At 37.5% G+C, this 23685-nt stretch carries 19 protein-coding genes; 17 read left to right on the forward strand and 2 right to left on the reverse strand.

Annotated elements, in window-relative coordinates; all coding sequences use genetic code 11:
• Nucleotides 1-23: 23 nt before the first annotated feature.
• Complete coding sequence (locus EDC58_RS02495; RefSeq protein ID WP_170151104.1) at nt 24-530, reverse strand: macro domain-containing protein; 507 nt, start codon at nt 528-530, stop codon at nt 24-26.
• Between the two features lie 45 nt (nt 531-575).
• Between EDC58_RS02495 and ade the strand changes: the two genes are divergently transcribed.
• The gene (gene ade, locus EDC58_RS02500) at nt 576-2183 is read left to right on the forward strand and encodes an adenine deaminase (protein ID WP_123351921.1); all 1608 of its coding nucleotides are present in this window, start codon (nt 576-578) and stop codon (nt 2181-2183) included.
• Here the strand turns inward: ade and purH are convergent.
• Nucleotides 2180-3700 (reverse strand): bifunctional phosphoribosylaminoimidazolecarboxamide formyltransferase/IMP cyclohydrolase, encoded by a 1521-nt coding sequence (purH, locus tag EDC58_RS02505; protein WP_123351922.1) that lies wholly within the window; start codon nt 3698-3700, stop codon nt 2180-2182. The genes ade and purH overlap by 4 nt on opposite strands.
• Before the next feature lie 60 nt (nt 3701-3760).
• Here purH and EDC58_RS02510 point away from each other — a divergent pair, with 60 nt between their 5' ends.
• The 16 genes from EDC58_RS02510 (at nt 3761) to ppk2 (ending at nt 23678) form a co-directional block, all read left to right on the forward strand.
• A complete protein-coding gene (locus EDC58_RS02510; protein WP_123351923.1) occupies nt 3761-4936 on the forward strand; it encodes a glucose-6-phosphate isomerase in 1176 nt (391 codons plus the stop codon).
• Entirely contained in the window at nt 4905-5510 is a 606-nt protein-coding gene (locus tag EDC58_RS02515; protein ID WP_123351924.1) for a lipoyl protein ligase domain-containing protein, read from the forward strand. The genes EDC58_RS02510 and EDC58_RS02515 overlap by 32 nt, the downstream gene beginning before the upstream one ends.
• Nucleotides 5479-6294, forward strand: a complete 816-nt coding sequence (locus tag EDC58_RS02520; protein WP_123351925.1) for a lipoyl synthase — start codon at nt 5479-5481, stop codon at nt 6292-6294. The genes EDC58_RS02515 and EDC58_RS02520 overlap by 32 nt, the downstream gene beginning before the upstream one ends.
• A gap of 9 nt (nt 6295-6303) precedes the next feature.
• Nucleotides 6304-7263, forward strand: a complete 960-nt coding sequence (locus tag EDC58_RS02525) for a 6-phosphofructokinase (protein ID WP_123351926.1) — start codon at nt 6304-6306, stop codon at nt 7261-7263.
• Between the two features lie 9 nt (nt 7264-7272).
• On the forward strand, nt 7273-9180 hold the full coding sequence (locus EDC58_RS02530; RefSeq protein WP_123351927.1) for an acetate--CoA ligase family protein: 1908 nt from the start codon (nt 7273-7275) through the stop codon (nt 9178-9180).
• Between the two features lie 148 nt (nt 9181-9328).
• Entirely contained in the window at nt 9329-9661 is a 333-nt protein-coding gene (locus EDC58_RS02535) for a carboxymuconolactone decarboxylase family protein (protein ID WP_123352157.1), read from the forward strand.
• Nucleotides 9654-10625: a thiamine pyrophosphate-dependent dehydrogenase E1 component subunit alpha gene (locus EDC58_RS02540; protein WP_123351928.1), complete on the forward strand. Its 972-nt coding sequence runs from the start codon at nt 9654-9656 to the stop codon at nt 10623-10625. The genes EDC58_RS02535 and EDC58_RS02540 overlap by 8 nt, the downstream gene beginning before the upstream one ends.
• Nucleotides 10612-11586 carry an alpha-ketoacid dehydrogenase subunit beta gene (locus tag EDC58_RS02545; RefSeq protein ID WP_123351929.1) on the forward strand — a complete coding sequence of 325 codons (975 nt, stop codon included), beginning with the start codon at nt 10612-10614 and terminating at the stop codon, nt 11584-11586. The genes EDC58_RS02540 and EDC58_RS02545 overlap by 14 nt, the downstream gene beginning before the upstream one ends.
• A complete protein-coding gene (locus EDC58_RS02550) occupies nt 11576-12775 on the forward strand; it encodes a dihydrolipoamide acetyltransferase family protein (protein ID WP_123351930.1) in 1200 nt (399 codons plus the stop codon). Before EDC58_RS02545 ends, EDC58_RS02550 begins: the two co-directional genes overlap by 11 nt.
• Nucleotides 12768-14063 carry a dihydrolipoyl dehydrogenase family protein gene (locus tag EDC58_RS02555; protein ID WP_123351931.1) on the forward strand — a complete coding sequence of 432 codons (1296 nt, stop codon included), beginning with the start codon at nt 12768-12770 and terminating at the stop codon, nt 14061-14063. Before EDC58_RS02550 ends, EDC58_RS02555 begins: the two co-directional genes overlap by 8 nt.
• The gene (locus EDC58_RS02560) at nt 14063-16735 is read left to right on the forward strand and encodes a plasma-membrane proton-efflux P-type ATPase (RefSeq protein ID WP_123351932.1); all 2673 of its coding nucleotides are present in this window, start codon (nt 14063-14065) and stop codon (nt 16733-16735) included. Before EDC58_RS02555 ends, EDC58_RS02560 begins: the two co-directional genes overlap by 1 nt.
• Entirely contained in the window at nt 16732-17979 is a 1248-nt protein-coding gene (locus tag EDC58_RS02565) for an MgtC/SapB family protein (RefSeq protein ID WP_123351933.1), read from the forward strand. The genes EDC58_RS02560 and EDC58_RS02565 overlap by 4 nt, the downstream gene beginning before the upstream one ends.
• A 10-nt stretch (nt 17980-17989) precedes the next feature.
• Nucleotides 17990-18895 carry a beta/alpha barrel domain-containing protein gene (locus EDC58_RS02570; RefSeq protein WP_123351934.1) on the forward strand — a complete coding sequence of 302 codons (906 nt, stop codon included), beginning with the start codon at nt 17990-17992 and terminating at the stop codon, nt 18893-18895.
• Nucleotides 18896-18953: 58 nt separating this feature from the next.
• Complete coding sequence (gene ppsA, locus EDC58_RS02575; RefSeq protein WP_123351935.1) at nt 18954-21353, forward strand: phosphoenolpyruvate synthase; 2400 nt, start codon at nt 18954-18956, stop codon at nt 21351-21353.
• Nucleotides 21354-21363: 10 nt separating this feature from the next.
• Nucleotides 21364-22761: an MBL fold metallo-hydrolase RNA specificity domain-containing protein gene (locus tag EDC58_RS02580; protein WP_123351936.1), complete on the forward strand. Its 1398-nt coding sequence runs from the start codon at nt 21364-21366 to the stop codon at nt 22759-22761.
• Between the two features lie 8 nt (nt 22762-22769).
• A complete protein-coding gene (gene ppk2, locus EDC58_RS02585; RefSeq protein ID WP_123351937.1) occupies nt 22770-23678 on the forward strand; it encodes a polyphosphate kinase 2 in 909 nt (302 codons plus the stop codon).
• Nucleotides 23679-23685 lie beyond the last annotated feature (7 nt).

Raw genomic sequence — 23685 nt, forward strand, 5'->3', positions numbered from 1 at the left:
ATAAAAATATACAAAAAAACTTGTTATTTTTCAAAGTATTTTTTCAAAAGTGTGTAATCTTCATCTTTGTATCCGTAAATTACCACCTCACAATCAAAATCTACATTTTTAAAAAAAAACTCTTTATAAATTTTAATAACTTCTTCTTTATCAAGACCCCCGACTCCTACTCCCATTAACGGCAAAACAATCTTGCAAGGAGTATGATTTTTAATGATTTTTTCAATATTTTGTAATGATTTTTTAATGACTTCAAGTGTAGGAGAAGGATTATTCGAAGTATAGTCCATTATTGCAACGTGAAGAGCCTTTTTATATTCCGGATGTCCCGGGCAGTCGGTAACAGCAACCTCTCCTTGCTTTATCGGTGCTAATTTTCTCATCTCATTTTGCAAAGCACTACCACAAACTCTTCTAAAAGCACCGCTAACACCGCTACCTAAAATAAGCTCGGTATTGGAAGGATTTACAATAAAATCAGCGCTCTTTTCACTAAAAATATCCCCTTTTTTAATCACTACCTTATACACTTGAATTTCTCCTTTAAAAGTTTTATAATAAATAAAGGATTGAAAATGAAAGTAACTGCAAATTTAGTAGATATTTTACAACAAAAAATCTATCCCGCACAAATCACAATCCGAAATCAAAAAATCACTTCCATAAAAAGAGTATCAAAAGCAAAAAGCTACATACTACCCGGATTTATCGACTCTCACATACATATCGAAAGCTCGATGCTGCCGCCCTCTTCCTTTGCAATGCTTGCTCTAAAACACGGCACAATAGCAACTATCAGCGACCCTCACGAAATTGCTAACGTTTTAGGATTAAAAGGCGTTTATTATATGCTCGAAAATGCAAAAAAAACGCCTCTAAAAATATATTTCGGAGCGAGTCCCTGCGTACCGGCGACACGATTTGAAACAAGCGGAGCGAAACTCGGAGTAAAAGAAATAGAAGAGTTGCTAAAAAGAGATGATATTTTATATCTTAGCGAAGTGATGAACTTTCCGGGTGTAATCGCTAATGAAAAAGAGATAATGCGAAAAATAGCTATTGCAAAAAAATACAAAAAACATATCGACGGACACTGCCCGGGTCTAAGAGGCGAAAATTTAAGCAAATATATCTCAGCCGGAATCGAAACGGACCATGAAAGTTTTACTCTTGAAGAAGCCGAAGAAAAGATAAAAAAAGGACTGAAAATTGAAATAAGAGAAGGAAGTGCTGCAAAAAATTATGAAGCGCTTCATCCGCTTATTGCAAAATATCCCGACAAATTAATGTTTTGTTCGGACGATAGACACCCTGACGATTTGGAAAAAGAGCATATTAATTCGCTTGTAAAAAGAAGCCTAAAAAAAGGTTACGACCTTTTTGACGTATTAAAAATCGCTTGTATTAATCCTGTTATCCATTACGGACTTGATGTAGGAATGCTTAGAGTAGGAGACAAAGCCGATTTTATAATCGTCGATAATTTAGAGAATTTCGAAGTTCAAAAGACAATAATAGATGGCAAAATCGCTTACAGTAAAGAAGAAAAAGATAGTTTTTCAGTTCCTGAAATCATAAACAATTTTCACACTTCCCCAAAAAAAGAAGAAGATTTCGAAATAGAAAAATGTGAAGAATATTTGGTAATAAAAGCAATTGATAAACAACTGATAACCGAAAAAAGATATTTTAAAGGCGAAGTTCCTAATATAAAAAACGATATTTTACTCTTTAGCGTAGTAAACAGATACCAAAACGCAAAACCGGCTCTCGGCTTGATTGAAGGTTTCGGATTAAAAAAAGGAGCGATAGCCTCAAGCGTCGCCCATGATTCTCACAATATCGTAGCTGTGGGATGTGATAAAAAATCTTTATCTATCGTAATAAACGAAATCATTAAACACAAAGGCGGAATTTGTGTATATGACGGGGAAAAAACGGATATTTTAGAGCTTGATATCGCGGGACTTATGAGTTCGAAAGAGCCTCATTTCGTAGCGAAAAAATATGCGAAACTACAACAAAAAGCAAAAAATTTAGGCTCATCTCTTACATCACCTTTTATGACTCTTTCATTTATGGCGCTTTTGGTGATTCCTAAATTAAAATTATCGGACAAAGGACTTTTTGATAGTGAAAAATTCGAATTCACTAAAATATGCAAAAGCCAAAAAGGCTTTTAGTGTAAGAAGTGTCTCTTTCCTGTGAAATACATAGCGATTCCGGCTTCATCAGCCGCTTGAATCACCTCGTCGTCTCTTATAGAGCCGCCAGGTTGGATAATAGCTTTTACTCCTACCTCAGCCGCGTAATCTACGCTATCGCGGAATGGGAAGAAAGCTTCGCTTGCAAGTGACGCGCCTTTTATATCAAGCCCCAAGCTTTTTGCTTTTTCAACCGCACATCTTGTAGCGTCAACTCTGCTTGTCATACCCATACCGATAGCTACAAGTTGAGAATCTTTTACAAAAGCTACGCAGTTTGATTTTGTAAGAGCGGCGATTTTCCACGCCATTTCCAAATCTCTTTTATCATCAACGCAAACTTTAGTTACGCATTTAGCATTTGCCACTTCATCTTCAAGCACTCTATCGGCATCTTGAAAAACAAATCCACCCTCGATATGTTTGAAATCCCAAACATCACCCGGAATTTCAAGCTTAGGCTGACCTAAATCGAAAAGTTTTATTCTTTTTTTCTTTTCAAATACTTTTACCGCTTCTTCGGTGATAGTCCCGGCTATAAGTACTTCTACGAAAATTTTATTAATCTCTTCGGCAAGTTCTTTTGTCACCACTCCGTTTACCGCAACAACTCCTCCGTATGCACTCACAGGATCGCATTCAAGCGCTTTTTGCCATGTAGTTACCAAATCTTCTTTTTTTGCCGCACCGCATGGGTTTGCGTGTTTGATAATCGTAATCGCTCCTTCTCCAAGACTAACGGCAAGTTTTACAGCTCCGTTAATATCTGTTAGGTTATTGAAACTTGCTTCACCTTTTAGAGTTCTTAGGTTTTCATAAAAATCTTCAAATTCATAAAGCGCACCTCTTTGGTGAGGGTTTTCTCCGTATCTTGTGTTAAATACTTTTTTACCGACTATAAATCTTTTATCTCCGAATCCGTCTTTAAATCTTTCGTTCATATAGTTTGCAATCATACTATCATACGCAGCCGTATGCTCGTACGCTTTTATCATCAAATCTCTTCTGAATTCATACGTATCTTTGCCGTCTCTCAAAGCCTCCACCACCACGTCGTAATCGGCAGGGTCGGTTACGATAATTACGTCTTTGAAGTTTTTTGCGGCACTTCTAACCATCGTAGGTCCGCCGATATCTATGTTTTCGATAATCTCATCAAAATCATCCGTTCTTTCAATCGTCTCTTTAAAAGGATATAAATTTACGGCCACCAAATCTATTCTTTGAATTCCGAGTTTCTTTGCTTCTTCATCATCAATCCCGCTTCTATATAAAATCCCCCCGTGCACGTAAGGATTAAGAGTTTTAACTCTTCCGCCGAAACACTCAGGAAATTTTGTAATTTCACTAATATCTATAGCGTTAATTCCGTTTTCTTGTAAAATTCTTTTAGTCCCGCCAGTTGAGATGATTTCGAATCCCAAATCAACCAAATTTTTTGCAAAATCAACGATTCCGGTTTTATCACTAACACTTAAAAGCGCTCTTTTTGCCATTGTTGTCCTTTTTTTATGAAATTTTACTATAATTTTAATATTACTTGAAAAAGGGGTTAAATGGAATACAATCTTTATTTTGATTACGAAAACAAAAAAGCCGAAAAAGAAGCTTTTGAGAACGTATTAAAAGAGTACGAATCTCAAGAAATAGGCTATTATCACCTGCCTGAGAGTTCTATGAAATTCAAAGATATAAATTTTGAAGATTTTAGCGAAATAGCGATTATCGGTATCGGTGGAAGTTCGCTTGGTACGAAAGCCATTTATGAAATGATAAAAAATAAATTTCCTCTTAAAAAAATGGTTTTTCTGGAAAATCCCGACCCTATCGATTTGATTGGAAAATTCAAAGAGCTGAAAAATCCTCTCTTTTTTGTCATCTCAAAATCGGGAAAAACAATAGAAACTATCTCGATTTTCAAAAAAGTAATAGAACACTTCAAACTAAAACCAAAAGCTAAAAACCTAAAAATCATAACCGACCCCGGAAGTCCTCTTGAAAAATTCGCAATAGATTGGGGAATTGAATGTTTTAATCTCCCAAAAAACGTAGGAGGAAGATTTTCGGTATTAAGTGCGGTAGGGATGATACCTCTAAAAGCCGCAGGAGCGGATATAGTCTCTATTTTGCAAGGTGCAAAAGACTTTAGAGACCGATTTTTTGAAAAAAACGAACTTCATTTATTAAAAAAAGCTTCGTTTTATGCAAGAAATTACAAAATCTACCCCGTAAACGTACTTTTTGCATATGCGACGATTCTTAGTGCTTTTAAAGAGTGGTTCGTTCAGCTTTTCGGAGAATCTCTTGGCAAAAACGGAAAAGAGATTATGCCTGTGGGTCATATAGGAAGTATCGATCAGCATTCTTTTTTGCAACTTTTAATGGAAGGAATGGGTCATAAAACGATAACTTTCTTACAAATCAAAAACTTCGACCCCGATTTCAAAATCCCGAATATCAACCTCCCATACCTTAACGCTACCGATTTCGTAAACGACCACACTTTTGCCGAGCTTATCAACAAAGAGTGCGAAGCGACAAAAGAAGCCCTGCTCGCAAAAGAGTATCCGGTGGATGAGATAATAATGGAGAGTTTAAACCTAAAAAATATCGGCGAACTGATTATGTATTACGAGATTTTAACCTCAGCAATAGGTAGTCTTCTTGAAGTAAATACATACAATCAGCCGGGGGTCGAAATTGGAAAAACAATTCTCAGAAATAAATTTTAAAGATTTAGGTTTAATTGAATACGAAAAGTTCCTAAAAATCCAAGAAAAACTGACACCTCTTAATCAAAATTTCCTCCTTTTTGCCACTCACTATCCCGTTTTTACGGTGGGAGAGAGCGAAGCAAAAGCATTTCCTTTTGCCGTACCGGTAAAAAGAGGCGGAAGCATTACATATTTTGACGAGGGGACTTTAATGCTCTATTTTATTTTCAACGTCAAATCCCCTCCTCTTTTTTTCAAAAAAGTACGCCTTGTGTTAAATAGATTTTTTTCAAATTTCAATTTACCAATTTATTACGATAAAAATAGACCGGGATACTATATCCAAAACAGAAAAATAGCATCTTTGGGATTTTCATACATAAAAAACCGCTCGAATCACGGAGTTTCGATACACCTTAATCCCAATTTGACCACTTTTAACCAAATTAGACCATGCAATTTAAGCCAAGTCAAAGCAACTTCGTTGTATAATGAGGGAGTATATATCAATCAGGAAACGGCTAAGGAAATGTTAAAAGAGTATATAAAAGAGGTGTTTTATGAAACCAAAAGTAAAGGCTCCCTCATTTGAGGCTATCTCAAAAACTTTAAGCATAATCGAAAAATACTCTCTTAGTACCGTATGCTACTCTTCAAAATGCCCCAATATCAGCGAATGTTTCAAAAGAGGCACGGCTACATTTATGATTATGGGAAATATCTGCACGAGAAACTGTAAATTTTGCAACGTCACAAGCGCAAAACCTCTACCTCTTGATGAAAACGAACCCCTAAAAATAGCAAAAGCCGTAAAAGAGCTGAATCTAAACTACGTCGTAACAACATCCGTTGATAGAGACGATTTGAGCGATTACGGAAGCACTCATTTTTATAACGTAATAGAAAAAATAGCCGCTTTAAACCCCAATACCAAAATAGAAAGCCTAACCCCCGATTTCAGAGGAGACATCAACGCACTAAATTTAATGATAAGCTCCAAAAGCTATAAATTGGCTCACAATATCGAAACGACTAAAAGACTTCACAAAAAGCTAAAACCGAAAAGCTCTTATACTTTAAGCTTAAAAGTTTTGGAATATTATTCGAAATTTAAAATCACAAAATCATCTATAATCGTCGGATTCGGCGAGACATTCGAAGAGATTGAAGAGACTATGAGAGATTTAAAAAACGCAGGCCTTTCACAACTAACGATAGGTCAATACCTAAGACCATCACCAAAACACTATCCGGTAAAAAAATATTATTCAAAAGAAGAATTCGAGCTATTAGAAAATATGGCTTATTCGATAGGTTTTAAAGCGGTAGTTGCTGGTGAGCTTGTCAGAAGCAGTTATTTTGCTGATAAACTATAAGGAGGAGAAATGAATATAGCGATACTAACCAGCGGAGGTGATAGCAGCGGAATGAATCCCGCTATTAAAAAATTCGTCGAATGCTGTTACGAAAAAAACTACACTCCCTATTTCATATATGACGGCTTAGAGGGAATGATTGATGGAAAAATAAAAAAAGCTTCTTACAAAGACGTCGCCGGAATAATTTATAGAGGCGGTACTATTATTCGCTCAAGCAGAAGCAAAAGGTGGTATGAAAAAAAATATAGAAAAATAGCCTACGAAAACCTAAAAAACAACAAAATAGACGCTCTTATAATTTTAGGAGGTGACGGAAGTTTTAGAGCGCTTGATGTTTTTTATGATGAATTCAAAATACCTTTTATGGGAATTCCAGCAACAATAGACAACGACATACCTCTAAACGAGTACACCATAGGAGTCGATACGGCTCTAAACGTCATAAGAGAAGCGGTAGATGACATCAGAGATACCGCAAGCAGCTTCAGCCGTGCTTTCGTAATCGAAACTATGGGAAGAGAGTGCGGATATTTAGCGCTAACAAGTGCCGTGGCAAACGGAGCTGAGATGTGTTTAATACCGGAAGTAAAATATAACCTCGACAATCTCAAAAAAAGATACCTCGACGAAATAAAAAACGGCAGAAGTTATTTTTTGGCAATTGTCGCGGAGGGACTTAATATTTCATACAAAATAAAAGAGTGGTTTGAAAAAGAGATAGGATTTGAGAGCAGAGTTACGATACTCGGTCATATCCAAAGAGGCGGCTCACCTACGGTGATAGAGAGACTAAGAACTGCGGAATTTGTAAAAACCGCCCTTGATAATATCGAAAAAAACCCTGACAAAATCGTAACTTATTATGATGATAAATTCGTACTTAGAGATTTAAAAGATATCGTAAATTCAAAATACGAACTCGATGAAAATATGCTTGCTTTAGCAAAAAAATTAATGGGGATTTAAGGAGAAAAAATGAAAGAAGCAGAAGTTTATAAACTACTCGATAAATACGGAATTTCACACCCTAAATACAAACTTTTCAAATTAAATGAAGAGGTGAGTTTCGATACTTTTCCTTGCGTAATAAAAATCCACAGCGACAAAGTGGTTCATAAAAGCGATGTGGGAGGAGTCATTACCAATATTCAAAACAACAGAAGTCTCAAATCCGCAAAAAAAGAGATTATTAAAAACCTAAAAAAACACTCGATAACCCTCGATGAAGACGATGAATTTATAGTCGAAGAAGAGATTAAGGGAATCGAGCTTTTCTTGGGCGGGGTTTTCGATACTATTTTTGAAGAGACTATCGTTTTTGGAAAAGGCGGCACTCTTGTAGAGATAGAAAAAGACATAACCTACATCGACACCGAATCGGATGAAAAAGAGATACTGAAATCTATCGAAAAAACAAAAATTTCAAAAATTTTTCCTCAGTTTAGAGGCAAAAAATACGACCTGAAACTTTTGATAAAAACGATAAAAAAATTCCAAAAAATGTTTAAAAACGAAGATATTTTAGAAATAGACATAAACCCGCTGATAATCAACGAAAAAGGGATATTCGCTGTCGATGCGAGAATAAAAAAAGGTGAAAAACAAAAAAAAGAGTTCGTTAAAAAAAACAACTCGCTTTTTAATATAAAAAACGTCGCAATTTTCGGTGCAACCGACAAAAAAGAAAAAGTCGGCTACGCAATAGCCAAAAACGCCCTAAAAAGCAAAGCGAATATCTATTTTGTCAATCCGAAACTAAAAACTCTTTTTAACAAAAAAGTCTATAACTCTCTAAATCAACTACCTCAAATCGATACAGCGGTTATCGCCATTCCGACAAAATACGTACTCGAGAATGTCAAATCACTAATCAAAAAGGGAGTTAAAAATATAATTATTATCTCAGCAGGGTTTAAAGAGAGCGGAAATATTCAAGCCGAAGAAGAATTAAGCCGCCTTGCAAAAGAAAACGACATAAATATCGTAGGCCCGAACTGCCTTGGGATTTATTATTCAAAACTAAACCTCAACCTAACTTTTGCAAAAAGCAAAATTTATAAAGGAAAAATCGGACTTATCTCTCAAAGCGGAGCTGTTTTGACTGCGCTTATGGATAAGGCATCAAAATATAAAATCGGTTTTTCTCATATCATTTCTATGGGGAATATGGCGGATTTCAATTTCGCACACGCAATAAAAGAGCTAAACGAACAAAAATCATGTGAAGTTATCGCAATTTATGCAGAAGGCATGCAATTCGGAAAAGCGTTTTTAGAAGCCATAAGAAACTCTAAAAAACCTATTTTACTCTTTAAAGCCGGAAAAAGCGACGCGGCCAAAAAAGCCGCCTTTTCTCATACCGGAAATATCGCCGGGGATTATGAAATGATTATGACCTTAAGCGAAATAGCAGGAGCCAAAATAAAAGACTCTATTGAGTCATTAATTTTCTCACCGAAATTCTTAAACGAACAAAACGTTATAATCCTCACAAACGCGGGAGGTCCCGGTACGATTCTTACCGACCTTGTAAGCAAACACAAAGACCTCTTAGAACTCGATAAAAAAACAATTGAAAAACTAAACGCCATCCTCCCTCCGACATGGTCTCACAACAACCCTATCGACATCATAGGCGACGCTACGGCAAAAAGATACAAAAACGCTCTTGAAATTATTAAAAATCTAAGCGATATAATTTTTGTAATTATTACTCCTCAATATATGACAAACGCAAAAGCTATTGCAAAAGAGCTTCTAAACTATAAAAACACTATCCCGATACTTCTTGGAGACAAATCGTTTGAAAGTGCGAAAAAATTACTTGATAAAAACAAAAAACTCTACTTCACTTCATTAGAGGAGGCTTCAAAAATCCTATAGTTTAGGACTCTTTTTATCCCCTTTATACGACTTATATCAATTTTCTTGAATTATTCTTCATTTTTAAGCTTTCTTTAAAGTTTGGAGAGTTATAATAAATTAAAGGCTAAAAAAAGTTTAGTCAAATCGATTGAAGGAGGGTTCAATGATGAGAGAAAAACTACAAGAAATTGAAGAATTAGTAAAAAAATTACAACAAAACGCACCTGAAGAGACAAAAAATTTCTTTAATTTCCTAAAAAGCGTCGAAAAAGACGGGGCTGTTAGTGCCAAAAATAAAGAGTTAATCAATATCGCTTTGGCAGTAGCAGCTCAGTGCGAATGGTGTATAGCTTTTCATACCAAAAACGCTTTGAAACTCGGAGCGAATAAAGAAGAGATAATCGAAGCCGCAATGCAAGCGGTACTGATGCACGGAGGTCCGGCTTTGATGTATATGACTCCTCTTTTTAAAGCGATAGAGGAGTTTTCAAATGAATAGCGCAAGGGTTAAAAAATTTTATTATCTTATGAAATTGGGCCGTGAATTCGAGCTTGCCGCAAAACGCGAATATATGAACGGAAACATAGCCGGATTTTTACATCTTGATATAGGACAAGAAGCAGTAAGTGTGGGGACTATGCAAGCTTTTGACAAGGGAGACGTCTTTACGCACTACCGCGAACACGTCTTAGCTCTTGCCAGAGGAATGGAGCCAAAAAGAGTAATGGCCGAACTTTTCGGTAAAAAAACGGGAATCAGCAAAGGAAAAGGCGGCTCGATGCACCTATTCGAGCCGAAACTCGACTTTTACGGAGGAGACGCGATAGTAGCCGGGCATCTGCCAATAGCAGTAGGCTGTGCGTATGCCAGGAAAATCCAAGGAGAAAACGCCGGGGTTTTTGCAATATTCGGTGATGGCGCAAGTAACGCCGGAGCTTTTTTCGAGAGTATAAATATTGCGAGTGCCTGGAAACTTCCTATTATTTTCTTTTGCGAAAACAACTACTACGCAATAGGGACTCATATTTCTTGGGTTAGTCCTTTTGTCGAGCTATATAACAAAGCAAAAAACTATATGCCGACAAAAAGAATAAACGGAATGGACGTTTGCGAGGTTTATAACGCCGTTATGGAAGCAAAAACTCATATCGAAAACGGGCTTGGGCCTTATTTTATCGAAGCGGAAACCTACAGATACGAGGGTCACAGTATGAGTGACGCCGGAAAATACAGAAGCGAAGAAGAGCTTGAAATATTCAAACGCCGAGACCCTATAGAAAACCTAAAGAAAAAAGCGATAGAACTCGGAATCGTAGATGAAAAGTATTTTCAAGAAGCGGACGCAAAAGTTCAAAACGTAATAGAAGAAGCCGTCAAATTCGCCGCCGAGTCACCTGAACCTGAAGATTACGAACTATTTGAAGACGTTTTTTGTAAGGAGTGTGAAAATGCTTTACCGTGAGGCACTCAATAAAGCGATAGACGAATCAATGGCGGCGGATAACAGCGTAGTTATTTTAGGTGAAGATGTCGGAAGATACGGAGGAAGTTATAGGGTCAGCGAAGGACTTTTTAGCAAATACGGAGAAAAAAGAGTAATCGATACGCCTATTGCGGAGCTAAGTATCGTTGGTAACGCAATAGGTATGGCAATTGCAGGTCTAAGACCGATAGCCGAAATAATGACGGCAAATTTTTCACTTCTTGCAATGGACCAAATTATAAACCACGCATCAAAATTCAGATATATGAGCGGCGGTAAAATGACGATACCTCTAACTATCAGAATGCCTGGTGGTGTAAGTCGTCAGCTTGCAGCTCAACATAGCGAAAACTATGAAACTCTATATTCAAGCGTCCCGGGACTTATTGTCCTTGCCGCAAGCAACGCGACATATGCATACTACGGACTTAAAAGCGCAATTTTTATGAACGACCCGGTCGTATTTTTAGAACACGAGCTTTTATATCCTATGGATATGGAATTTAAAGAAATTAAAAATTTCGACCCGTTCAAAGCAGAAGTGGTAAAAGAGGGAAAAGATTTGACAATTATCACTTACCTAAAAATGAGATACGACGTACTCGAAGCCCAAAAAGCTCTACAAAAAGCGGGAATTGACGCTGAAATTATCGATTTGAATTCACTAAGACCTATAGACATCGAAACTATCGCAAAATCAATCAAAAAAACAAAAAAATGCGTAATCGTAGAAGAAGACCACAAAACCGGCGGAATGGGCGCTGAAATAGCTGCTCAAATTATGGAAAACTGCTTTTACGACCTTGACGCGCCGGTATTAAGAATAGCCGGTGAGGACGTACCTATTCCGTACAATAGAAAACTTGAACTTTTATCAATCCCTACTCCTGAGAAAATCGTTAAAAAAATTCTAAAATGGAAGGCTGAAAATGGAATATAAAGTAACGATGCCGATACTTAGCGATACTATGGATAAAGGGAAACTTATCAAATGGTACGTAAAAGAGGGAGATAGGGTCAAAAAAGGAGATAAACTCTGCGAAGTCGAAAGCGACAAAGCGACAATGGATATCGAAAGTTTCGTAAACGGCAGGGTTAAAAAAATATTGGTAAAAGAAGGTGAAGAAGTACCTGTAAAAAGCGTAATAGCAGTAATTGAAAGTGAAGAATCAAAACAAGAAACAAAAAACGAACAAGAAGAAATTAAAGAGACAAAAGAAAAAAGCAGCAAAACGAATACTGATAGCTCAATAGACATAGACGAGCTTATAAACTCTATCGTCAATGAACCGAGTAAGAAAGTTTCCGGCAGCGCTTCGCCGGCTGCAAAACAAAAAGCCAAAAAATTGGGAATAGATATCGAATCACTTCAAAAAAGCGGAGAATTACCTACTCCGGCTCACGAAAAAGATATCGACGAAGTGATTATCAAAAAATATTTCTCACCAAAAGCTGCAAAATTAATAAAAGAGTACGGGCTTGATTTTGACATATTCGAATTGAACCGTAAAATAGAAAGCGATGAGGTGATGAAATACATAAAAACAAACAACATCCCGAAAATCACAAAATTATCTCCAAACCAAATCGCAGTTATAAAAACGGTCCAAAACGCAATAAAAAAACCTACGTTTTTCGTTTTTGAAGAGGTAGAAATAACAAAAAAAGAAAACATCAAATTAACAGCACAAATTATAAAAGCACTCGCTACTGCTATGCAAAAACATCCTTTAACGCGTAGTATTTTAAAAGACAACGAACTTCTAACCTACCCTACTTCCAATATTTCGGTAGCGGTAGCAAGAGATGACGGACTTTTTATGTGTGTGATTAAAAACGCCGAAGATAAAAGCCTTGAAGAGATAAACGAATGGCTAAAAGAGATAAAAACTAAAAAATTGAGTATCGAAGATTTAAGCGGCTCGACTTTCGGAATTAGCAATCTCGGAATGTTTAACATAAAAAGCTTTACGGCTCTTATTAATGACAACGACGCCGGAATTGCGGCTTTTGGTGCGTTAAACAATAATAAAATGGAAGTATCTTTTACAATCGACCATAGAATCCTAAACGGAGTTGACGCGGCAAAATTTATCAACGATTTTAAAGAGGAGTGTAAAAATGTATGACGTAATAGTAATAGGAGGGGGACTCGGATATGCGGCTGCTATAGTTTTAAGCAAAGCCGGGAAAAAAGTGGCTCTTATTGAAAGAAACTTGGAACATTTAGGAGGTACGTGCCTTCATAACGGCTGTATTCCTTCAAAAAATCTCTTACACAGAGCAAAAACCCTGCTTGAATTAAAAGAAGGATTTTTCGATGGTGAGGTGAGTTTGAATCTAAAAAAACTCCAAAATCACATATCAAAAATAATAACCTCACACACAAAAGCCGTCAAAAATCAACTACTTATGGCAAAAGTTGAGCTTATCGAAGATGAAGGGTATGTTACTGATGATGGAGTTTTATTAAAAAACCAAAACAAAACCCTACAAGCAAAATACATAATAATCGCAGACGGCTCCAAACCTCGAATTCCTGAGGGAATAGAATATGACGGCAAAAGAATTATTACTTCAAAAGAAGCGCTTGAATTAAAAAACGCTCCAAAAGAGATAACAATTTACGGAAGCGGTGCAATAGGACTTGAAATGGCTTCTTTTTTCAGTACGATAGGCACAAAAGTAAATCTTTTATACAGACATTCGAACATTTCAAAAAAATTTCCTCAAATCATTACCGAAAAGCTCGAAGAGCAGTTAAAAAATATAGGCGTAAATCTAATGCCTAACAGCGAAATAAAAGAAGCTAAAACCGAACATTCAAAAGTGATTTGCAACATTAACGGCAAAGAATTTTCAACCGACTATCTTTTGGTAGCGGCCGGAAGAGTACCGAAAACCGATATCGTTCAAACCGACAAAATCAAAATCCAAAAAGGCATTGTAACGGATGAGTATTTTCAAACCACCATGCCAAACGTCTATGCCGTAGGAGATTGCAACGGCAAACTGATGCTCGCACACGCCGCAAGAGCTCAGGTTCTTAACGTTGCAAATCAGATTTTGGGCAAAAAAGAAAAACTAATCCTCGAAAACATCCCGAAATTCATCTACACACTGCCGCTAAGTTATGCAAATATCGGCACAAAAGGCGTAAAAGAAGCGGAGTTTCCTATTAATTATTTAGGAATTGCGGGCAGTTTATACGGAGACGAACTCGGGATTGTAAAAATATACGCCGATGAAGAAAATTTCATAACGGGAGCTGATATTTTAGCTCCGAACGCCGAAGAGCTTATCGGTATCTTCTCAAGCGCACTTGCCGCAGAAGTTGATATCGATACCTTAAAAAAAGCGGTTTTCCCGCATCCTACATATAGTGAAGCTATAGATAGAGCATTAAGGAGGTTTTGATGAAAACGGACGATTACAAAAATATACCGATTGACAAAGTTGCAAGCGAGTTCGGAGTCGATATAAATAGAGGATTGAGCGAAGAAGAAGCAAAAGAGAGACTCAAAAAATACGGACCTAACGAAATCCCCGAATACAAAGAGCCGCTTTGGCATAGAATTTTCAGAAGATTTTGGGGACCTATTCCTTGGATGATTGAAATTGCGGGCATTTTAAGCGCACTCGTTCATAGGTGGGAAGATTTCACGATTATTATGATTATGCTCTTTACAAATGCCTTTTTGGATTTTTATCAAGAACACAAAGCCTTAAACGCAATCGAAGTTTTAAAAAAGAAATTGGCAAGAAAGGCTTTGGTATTAAGAGACGGAAAATGGCAAGAAATACCTGCTCGTGAAATAGTACCCGGGGATATCATAAAAATCAAAATCGGTGATATAATCCCTGCCGATGTCAAACTAATCGGAGGCGGAGAGTTTTTATCGATCGACCAATCGGCACTAACGGGTGAGAGTTTGCCTGTTACGAAAAAACCCGGAGACATTGCATATTCAAATTCAATCGTAAAACAAGGTGAAATGATTGCTTTAGTCGTAGGTACCGGGCTTAATACCTATTTCGGAAAAACGGTCGGACTCGTTGCAAAAGCCGAACAAAACCAAAGAAGCCATTTTCAAAAAATGGTTATCAACGTCGGAAATTTTTTGATTATTATTACCGTTATTTTAGTGGCGTTGATTATATTCGTCGGCGTAAAAAGACACGAAAATATTTGGGAACTTCTTGAATTTTCACTTGTTTTGACTGTAGCGGCGATTCCTGTGGCATTGCCTACGGTCCTAACAGTCGTAATGGCGGTAGGTGCTTTGAACCTTGCTAAAAAACAAGCGATTGTAAGTCGTTTGGCGGCTATCGAAGAGATGGCGGGAATGGATATTTTATGTAGCGACAAAACCGGAACGCTTACCCAAAACAAAATGACCGTCGGTGAGCCGTATGTAGAGGAAAACCACGACATAAACGAACTTTTCATATATGCATTGCTTGCGAGCAAAAAAGAAAACAACGACCCTATCGAAAAACCGCTTTTCGAATGGGCTGAAAAACACAATCTAAAACTCCCTGAATTCAAACTAAAAAAATTCATTCCGTTCGACCCTGTTAGAAAAAGAACGGAAAGTTATGTAGAAATTAACGGCAAAGAAGTGGTAGCAACAAAAGGCGCTCCGCAAGTAATTATCGAAATGTGCGATTTGGACGCCGAACATAAGAAAAAAGCTTACGAAAAAGTAGAAGAATTCGCCCAAAACGGATTTAGAACTTTAGGTGTTGCATATAAATATAGCGATGAGAGCGCTTTTCACTTTTTAGGTCTGATTCCATTATACGACCCTCCAAGACCGGATAGCAAAGAAGCGATTGAAGAAGCAAAAGCCAAAGGCGTAGAAATTAAGATGGTTACGGGTGATAACGTAGCCGTTGCGAGATATATCGCAAAAATTTTGGGTATCGGAGAAAATATCTACTCAATTCGCGAATTAAAAAACGAAACTCACGACGAATATGTAGAACTTGCAAAAATCATCTCAACCGCTCTACTTAAAACGATGAAACTAAGCGAAGAGGAGATACAAAAAAAAGTAAACGAAATAATCGACCAAGTAAAAAAAGAGGTCGAAAAAAGTGCGAAATTAGTAAAAGGTAGCGTAAAAAGACACGAAAGCGAGATTATAAAAATAATCGAAGAAGCAAACGGATTTGCGGAAGTATTTCCCGAAGATAAATATTTTATCGTCGATGAACTTCAAAAAGCGGACCATATCGTCGGAATGACGGGTGATGGCGTAAATGACGCACCGGCTCTTAGAAAAGCGGATACCGGTATTGCCGTCAGCGGTGCGACGGATGCCGCAAGAGCCGCCGCGGATATAGTACTTTTGGCACCGGGGCTTAAAGTAATTGTGGATGCAATAAAAGAAGCGAGAATTACATTTGAGAGAATGAAAAGCTATACGATTTACAGAATTGCCGAAACAATCAGGGTAATTTTATTTATGACTCTTTCAATCGTAATTTTCAACTTCTATCCGGTAACGGCTTTGATGATTATTTTACTTGCACTATTTAACGACATTCCTATTTTATCAATCGCATACGACAACACCAAAATCGAAAAAAAACCTGTACGCTGGGATATGCACGAAATGCTCGTACTCTCAAGCTGGTTAGGGATTGCGGGAGTGCTTAGTAGTTTTACTATTTTTTATTTTACAATGGTGTGGCTAAAAGCACACCCTCTAAATCCTGTATTCATGCCGCCTCTTCCTCATTGGATCGATTATAAAGACCCTAAAGCGTTTTTGGCGTTCGTTCAAAGCGCATTTTTTACAAAACTCGTAATGGCGGGGCACTGGACTATTTTCAATACAAGAACAAGCGATTGGTTTTTCAAAAAACCTTATCCTAGCTGGGTACTTTTAACTGCGTCATTATCAACAGCGTTTTTAGGCTTGATTTTAGGAGTTTACGGATTCGGAATCATTACGCCTATCGGTTGGGAATGGGGACTTTATCTTTTAGCATATACTCTTGTTTGGTTCGTATTTAACGATTTTGTCAAAAGAGCGGTTGTCAAATATTATAGAAAAGCGAAAGGAATCGACGTACTATGAATACTTTAAGCTTTATCCCCCAAGATTTGGTCTACTTTTTTATCGTAGTAGCCCTCTCTTTTCTTGTGGGGCTCGAACTTAAAGCTTACAGACTCCATAAAGAGCCAAAACCCCATTTAGGTTCCGCAAGAACTTATACTTTTATCGGAATTATCGGGTTTGTTTTTTATAAAATTTCTTTAAATTTATACATCACCGGATTTATAACCCTTAGCGTTTTGTATGCGATTCATTATTATTTTAAAAACGAAGAGCAAAGAACGTCGATTCTTTCGTTTTTGATAATGGCAATCGTTTATAGTTTCGGAGCTTTGATAAACATCTACCAAAACATCTGGATGCCTGCACTACTATTCGTGCTTATCGTATTTATTCTTAACTACAAAAGCTATTTAGGAAGAGCCCTAAACGAAATAAACGAAAAAGAGTTCGAAACACTCGGAAAATTCGTACTTTTAAGTGCAGTAATTTTGCCGATACTACCAAATACTCCAATCAAAACGATAGGAATTTCTCCTTTTAAAATCTGGCTTGTCGTGGTTGTGATTTCGGCAATATCATACGGCAGTTATTTAGCTCAAAAATTCATTTTCAAAAACAAAGGCTATTTGCTAACGGGAATTTTCGGAGGACTTTACAGCTCTACGGCCACTACCGTGGTTTTGAGTAAAAAAGCCCTTAGCATAAACGCAAGCGGAAATATTTTGAGTATTATAAATTCGGCGATAATCATCGCAACTTCCATGATGTATTTAAGACTTCTCGTAATCGCTTTTATTTTCAATTCCGAAGTTGCAAGAAAAATTCTTATTCCTATGGTTTTATTTGCGCTAATCGGAGTGATAATTTCATTTTTCCTCTACAAAAAAAACGTAGCCGCAGACGCACCGATTGATGATAGAAACCCGCTTGAGCTTGGGACCGCTTTTGTTTTTGCGTTTCTTTTCGTGGCGATGATGGTTATTACTCACTACGTAACGAGTCATTTCGGAAACGTGGGACTTAAAATCTTATCTTTCATCATAGGTTTTACCGATATCGACCCTTTCGTACTTTCTTTATTAACCGGAAAATTTCATATTACACTTAACGACATAGCTTCCGCAATTGTAATAGCCGCAGGAAGCAACGACATCCTAAAAGCGATATACGCTCTTGTATTTAGCAAAAAAATCGCCAAAACATCGGCTTTTTGGCTTTTTGTTTTGGGTGTTTTGACAATTATTTACGGATTATTATTCTAAGGAGGAGACAATGCTTGAAAAATATATCCCGGCGGACGTACCGGTAGATAAAAGAAAAGAGTTTTTAGCGACACTTGAAGAAGTGACAAACGGCAGCGGAAGACTTATGCTTTTTGCTGGAGACCAAAAAGTAGAACACCTAAATAACGATTTTTACGGCAAAGACATCCCACTTGAAGACAACGACCCCGAACATCTTTTTAAAATCGCAAGTAAAGCCAAAATAGGAGTATTCGCTACACAATTCGGACTTATTAGCAGATACGGAGTGGATTATCCGAATATTCCTTATCTTGTAAAACTAAACTCAAAAACAAACCTCATCCCCTACTCCGCAAAAGACCCATATTCCGAGCAGTGGCTAAGTGTTGAGGATGTTATCGAATTTAAAAACTATAGCGGATTGAATATAAAAGGTGTGGGATATACCGTCTATTTGGGAAGCGAACATGAACACTCAATGCTTAAAGAAGCTGCAAATATCGTACATAAAGCCCATAAAGCCGGAATGCTTGCCGTACTTTGGATGTATCCTAAAGGCAACTTCGTAAAAGACGAACACGACCCTCACTTAATAGCCGGAGCAGCTGGCGTTGCCGTGTGTTTGGGAGCTGATTTTGCAAAAGTGAAAGTGCCTTATAAAAATGGAAAATTCGACCCTACTTTACTAAAAGAAGCTACAACTGCCGCCGGGAGATGCGGAGTGTTGTGCGAGGGCGGTAAAAAAATAGACGAAGCGGAGTTTTTAAGAGAATTGTACGAACAAATTCATATCGGAAAAACAAGAGGAAACGGAACGGGCAGAAACATCCACCAAAGACCTCTAAACGAAGCGATAAAAATGGCAAATGCGATATATGCGATAACTTCGGAAAACAAAAACTTAGAAGAAGCGCTTGAAATTTTGACAAGTTAAGGAAACTCAAAGTTTAAAAGAGTTATAATTGATTAAACGAAAATTAAAAGGAGAAGTTATGAGTGCGTTTATTAAATGGTTTAGGGAAATAGGAATCCAAGATACTGCGGAAGTGGGTGGAAAAAACGCAAGTTTGGGAGAGATGTATAATCACTTGACTCCTCTTGGAGTAAAAGTACCAAACGGATTTGCGGTTACCGCTACTGCGTACAAACACTATCTGAGTGCGAATAATTTATGGGAACCTTTAAGCAAACTTTTCGAAAACTTCAATCCCGATGATATAGACGAGCTTAAAAACGTCGGAAAAGCGGCGAGAAAACTAATAATGGACGCCGAAATTCCGGAAGATTTGAAAAAAGAGATTTTACAAGGATATGCGGAGCTTAAAAAAGAGTACGGAGATGACGTAAGCTTGGCGGTCAGAAGCTCGGCAACAGCGGAAGATAGCCCAACAGCATCATTTGCGGGACAAAACGAAACATACTTAAATATTAAAGGCGAAGATAATCTTTTGTGGGCTTATAAAATGTGTATTGCAAGTAACTTTACCGACAGAAGTATCAGCTATAAATATACTCATAACTTCGACCCGATGAAAGTTTATCTCTCAGTCGTTATTATGAAAATGGTAAGAAGCGACCTCGGAAGCAGCGGCGTTATGTTCAGTATCGACACCGAAAGCGGATTTAGAGACGTGGTATTTATAAACGCCGCTTGGGGTCTTGGTGAAAACGTGGTACAAGGTACAATCGACCCGGATGCCTTTTACGTACACAAACCTACATTCAAAAAAGGCAAAAAAGCGGTGCTTAAAAGAAAACTCGGAAGTAAAAATTTAATGATGATTTTTAGTGAAAAACTCGAAGTCGCAAATCTTGCCGAACAATTCACAAAAAACATAAAAACGCCTATAGAAAAAAGAATGAAATTCGCAATTACTGATGATGAAGTGCTAAAACTTGCCGACTGGGCGATAAAAATAGAAGAACACTACAGCGAAGTTAGAGGAAAATACACCCCAATGGATATGGAATGGGCAAAAGACGGAATCGACGGAGAACTTTATATGGTACAAGCCCGTCCCGAAACCGTACACTCTCAAGAAACGCTCACCGAATTCGAAATCTACAGACTTCTTGAAAAAGGAAAAGTTTTAGTTACCGGAAACGCCGTGGGAGAAAAAATAGGAGCCGGAAAAGTTTGTATATTAAGAAGTATGGCAGAAGCGGATAAATTCAAAGAAGGAGACGTGTTAGTAGCACACACCACAAGCCCGGATTGGGAACCTGTTATGAAAAAAGCAAGCGCGATTATTACCGAAACGGGCGGTAGAACATGCCACGCGGCGATTGTAAGTAGAGAGCTTGGAAAACCGGCTGTAGTGGGAGCGAAAGACGCCAAAAAAATCCTAAAAGACGGACAGGAAGTGACAGTCAGCTGTGCCGAGGGTGAAATCGGAAAAGTGTATGAAGGTATATTGAAATTCGAAGTCGAAAAAGTGGATGTCAGCAAACTTCCTCGCCCAAAAACAAAAATTATGATGAACTTAGGAAACCCGGAACTTGCATTTAGCTTGGCAAAACTTCCGGTTGACGGTATCGGATTGGCAAGAATGGAATTTATCATAAACAACTACATAAAAGCGCACCCGATGGCTATCAAACACCCTGAAATGTTAAGCGAAACGGAAAAAGCTTTAATTGACGAGCTTGCTTTTCCGTTTGACGGGGACGGCGAAGAGTTTTTTATTAAAACTCTTAGCGAAGGTGTGGCAACTATCGCAGCTGCTGTTTATCCTAAAAAATGTATCGTTAGAATGAGTGATTTTAAATCGAACGAATACGCAAATCTGCTTGGAGGTAGACATTTCGAGCCTATTGAAGATAACCCGATGATAGGATTCAGAGGTGCGGCAAGATATACTCATCCGAGCTACAAAGAAGGGTTCGAGCTTGAATGTAAAGCGATGAAAAGAGCGATTTTCGATATGGGATTTGACAATATTCATCTTATGATTCCGTTTTGCAGACGCGTAGAAGAAGGAAAAAGAGTAAAAGAAGCGCTTATCGAAAACGGGCTTGGCGATGTTCCGCTTTATGTAATGTGCGAGATTCCTAATAACGTAATTTTGATTGATAAATTTTTGCAAATTTTTGACGGAATAAGTATCGGTACGAACGATTTGACCCAATTGACTTTAGGTGTGGATAGAGACTCTCAAATCGTTGCGTTTGATTACGACGAAAGGGATGAAGGAGTCAAAACAATGGTAAAAATGGCCGTAGAAGGCGCAAAAAGAAACAATAAATACTCAGGCCTTTGCGGTCAAGCACCGAGTGATTATCCTGATTTTGCCGAATTTTTGGTTTCTATCGGAATTGAAAGTATGAGTTTGAACCCAGATAGCGTACTTAAAATCATAAAAGATATTGCGGAAATGGAAAAAAATCAATAAAAGGATAGTTATGAAACAATCATACGAACAAAGCTTCGGAGCCGCCAAAATCGTAACCGGCTCCGCTCATATGCTCGATACGGGAAATAGTAAAATTTTGATTGATTGCGGAATGTTTCAAGGCCTAAACGAACACCTAAACTACGACCCGCTCGGATTCGACCCAAAAGAAATAGACGCATTGATTATCACTCACGGACATCTTGATCATGTAGGAAGAATACCTCTTTTATACAAATACGGATTTAAAGGAAAAGTTTTCGCTCATCCGGCAACTTTCGATATTGCAAAAGTAGTTTTAATGGATAGCGCCAAACTCCAAGAAGAAGATTACGAAACAAGATTCAGAAAAGCCCAAAGAAGAGGAAAAGAACATCTTGTCAGAAAACCTCTTTACACAAGAGACGACGTAAAAGCCATATTTAAAAAAATGGATAAAGTAAAAATAGATTACGACAAAAAAATAAAAATTACAAAAGATATAAAAGCGGTATTTAAAGACGCCGGGCATATTTTGGGAAGTAGTTTCGTAGAACTTGAATTTGAAAATTTAGGAATAAAAAAACATATCGTTTTTAGCGGGGATTTGGGGAATAAAGACAATGAAGTACTGCCACCTCCTCAAAAACCTACAATCGCCGATGCGTTATTTATCGAATCGACTTACGGAGACAGAAACCATAAAAGCTTTGAAGAGAGCAAAATCGAATTTAAAAAAGTGATAATCGATACGCTTCTTAGCGGCGGAAACGTTATTATTCCTACTTTTGCAATAGAAAGAGCCCAACAAGTACTTTGTCTTTTAAAAGAGATGAGCGAAGAAGGCTCGCTTCCAAGAGAAGCTAAAGTATTTCTTGATTCGCCTATGGCGAATAAAGTTACGGCCGTATATAAAAAATGGAGTCATCTGTTAAGCAAAAATTGTCAAAAATACAAAAAACATCCTTTTGAGTTTCCGCAACTAAGACTCGTAAAAGATGTAGAAGAATCAAAAAAAATCAACGAAATAAGCAGAGGCGCCGTAATAATTGCCGGTAGCGGAATGTGTACGGGAGGTAGGATTTTACATCATCTAAAACACAGAATATGGAATCCGAAAAACTCCGTATTATTCGTAGGATATCAGGCAAAAGGAACAATGGGCCGCGATATTGTTGACGGAGCGAAATTTATAAAAATTTTCCACGAAGAGATAATCGTCAGGGCAAAAATCCACACTATCAACGGCTTTTCGGCACACGCCGACCAAAAAGAACTGCTTGAGTGGATGAACGAATTCGATAATCTTGACAGAATCTTCTTAATACACGGCGAATACGAAAAACAAGTCGTATTCAAATCGGTAATTAGGAATTTCTTTAATAAAAAAGCTCATATTGTCGATATGGGAGAAAAGATATATTTATAGGATAAAAAATGAAAACGATTTTCCAAACGCTAAACGACCTCAAAAACGAGGTAAAAGAGACCAATCTAAAAGAAAAAATCCTCTTTTTAGAGGATAGTTTTAGAAAACTTCGCACGAAAACCGGTTTAAAAGGACTTATCAGAAAAAAGAAACTTAGAAAAATCCTAAAAGAAGTCGAATATGAAGAGGAGCTTCAAAAGCTACAAATCGAACTTATAAAACTTCAAAACTGGGCTTATGAAAACAAAAAAAGAGTTATGATTATTTTCGAAGGCAGAGACGCCGCAGGAAAAGGCGGAGCTATAAAAAGATTCACCGAACACCTGAATCCAAGAAAATATAGAGTCGTAGCACTACCGAAACCGACAGAAGTGGAAACCGGGCAGTTTTATTTCCAAAGATACTTCAAACACCTCCCGGACCCCGGAGAAATAGTCTTTTTTGACAGAAGCTGGTACAACCGTGCAATTGTCGAGCCGGTTTTCGGGTTTTGTACAAAAGAGCAATACGACAAATTTATAAAAGAAGTACCCGAAATAGAACACGCGCTTATCGACGACGGGATTATTATGATTAAGTTTTGGTTTAGTATCTCAAAAGAGACACAAAAAAAACGTTTTGAAGAGAGAATGAAAAATCCGCTAAAACAATGGAAACTCTCTCCCGTAGATAAAAAAGCTCAAAAATTATGGGATAAAATCACATACTATAAAGAAGAGATGTTTAGCAAAACTCATACGAGTTATTCGCCTTGGATTATTGTAAATTCAAACGACAAAAAAACGGCAAGACTCGAGAGTATCAGATACGTTTTATCGCAGATTGATTATGACGGAAAAGAAAAATCAAAAGTTTCACTACATCCGGACCCCGATATCGTCCAAAGATATCACAGAAAAAATCTACAAATAGATTGAGAAGGTC

The sequence above is a fragment of the Caminibacter pacificus genome (genome assembly GCF_003752135.1).
GTDB lineage: Bacteria > Campylobacterota > Campylobacteria > Campylobacterales > Nautiliaceae > Caminibacter > Caminibacter pacificus.

What these genes read in the sequence shown, in the direction of transcription:
- ade (WP_123351921.1), top strand. Translation starts at nt 576, where the DNA reads ATGAAAGTAACTGCAAATTTAGTAGATATTTTACAACAAAAAATCTAT.
- purH (WP_123351922.1), bottom strand. Translation starts at nt 3,700, where the DNA reads ATGGCAAAAAGAGCGCTTTTAAGTGTTAGTGATAAAACCGGAATCGTT.
- EDC58_RS02510 (WP_123351923.1), top strand. Translation starts at nt 3,761, where the DNA reads ATGGAATACAATCTTTATTTTGATTACGAAAACAAAAAAGCCGAAAAA.
- EDC58_RS02520 (WP_123351925.1), top strand. Translation starts at nt 5,479, where the DNA reads ATGAAACCAAAAGTAAAGGCTCCCTCATTTGAGGCTATCTCAAAAACT.
- EDC58_RS02525 (WP_123351926.1), top strand. Translation starts at nt 6,304, where the DNA reads ATGAATATAGCGATACTAACCAGCGGAGGTGATAGCAGCGGAATGAAT.
- EDC58_RS02530 (WP_123351927.1), top strand. Translation starts at nt 7,273, where the DNA reads ATGAAAGAAGCAGAAGTTTATAAACTACTCGATAAATACGGAATTTCA.
- EDC58_RS02535 (WP_123352157.1), top strand. Translation starts at nt 9,329, where the DNA reads ATGAGAGAAAAACTACAAGAAATTGAAGAATTAGTAAAAAAATTACAA.
- EDC58_RS02540 (WP_123351928.1), top strand. Translation starts at nt 9,654, where the DNA reads ATGAATAGCGCAAGGGTTAAAAAATTTTATTATCTTATGAAATTGGGC.
- EDC58_RS02545 (WP_123351929.1), top strand. Translation starts at nt 10,612, where the DNA reads ATGCTTTACCGTGAGGCACTCAATAAAGCGATAGACGAATCAATGGCG.
- EDC58_RS02550 (WP_123351930.1), top strand. Translation starts at nt 11,576, where the DNA reads ATGGAATATAAAGTAACGATGCCGATACTTAGCGATACTATGGATAAA.
- EDC58_RS02555 (WP_123351931.1), top strand. Translation starts at nt 12,768, where the DNA reads ATGTATGACGTAATAGTAATAGGAGGGGGACTCGGATATGCGGCTGCT.
- EDC58_RS02560 (WP_123351932.1), top strand. Translation starts at nt 14,063, where the DNA reads ATGAAAACGGACGATTACAAAAATATACCGATTGACAAAGTTGCAAGC.
- EDC58_RS02565 (WP_123351933.1), top strand. Translation starts at nt 16,732, where the DNA reads ATGAATACTTTAAGCTTTATCCCCCAAGATTTGGTCTACTTTTTTATC.
- EDC58_RS02570 (WP_123351934.1), top strand. Translation starts at nt 17,990, where the DNA reads ATGCTTGAAAAATATATCCCGGCGGACGTACCGGTAGATAAAAGAAAA.
- ppsA (WP_123351935.1), top strand. Translation starts at nt 18,954, where the DNA reads ATGAGTGCGTTTATTAAATGGTTTAGGGAAATAGGAATCCAAGATACT.
- EDC58_RS02580 (WP_123351936.1), top strand. Translation starts at nt 21,364, where the DNA reads ATGAAACAATCATACGAACAAAGCTTCGGAGCCGCCAAAATCGTAACC.
- ppk2 (WP_123351937.1), top strand. Translation starts at nt 22,770, where the DNA reads ATGAAAACGATTTTCCAAACGCTAAACGACCTCAAAAACGAGGTAAAA.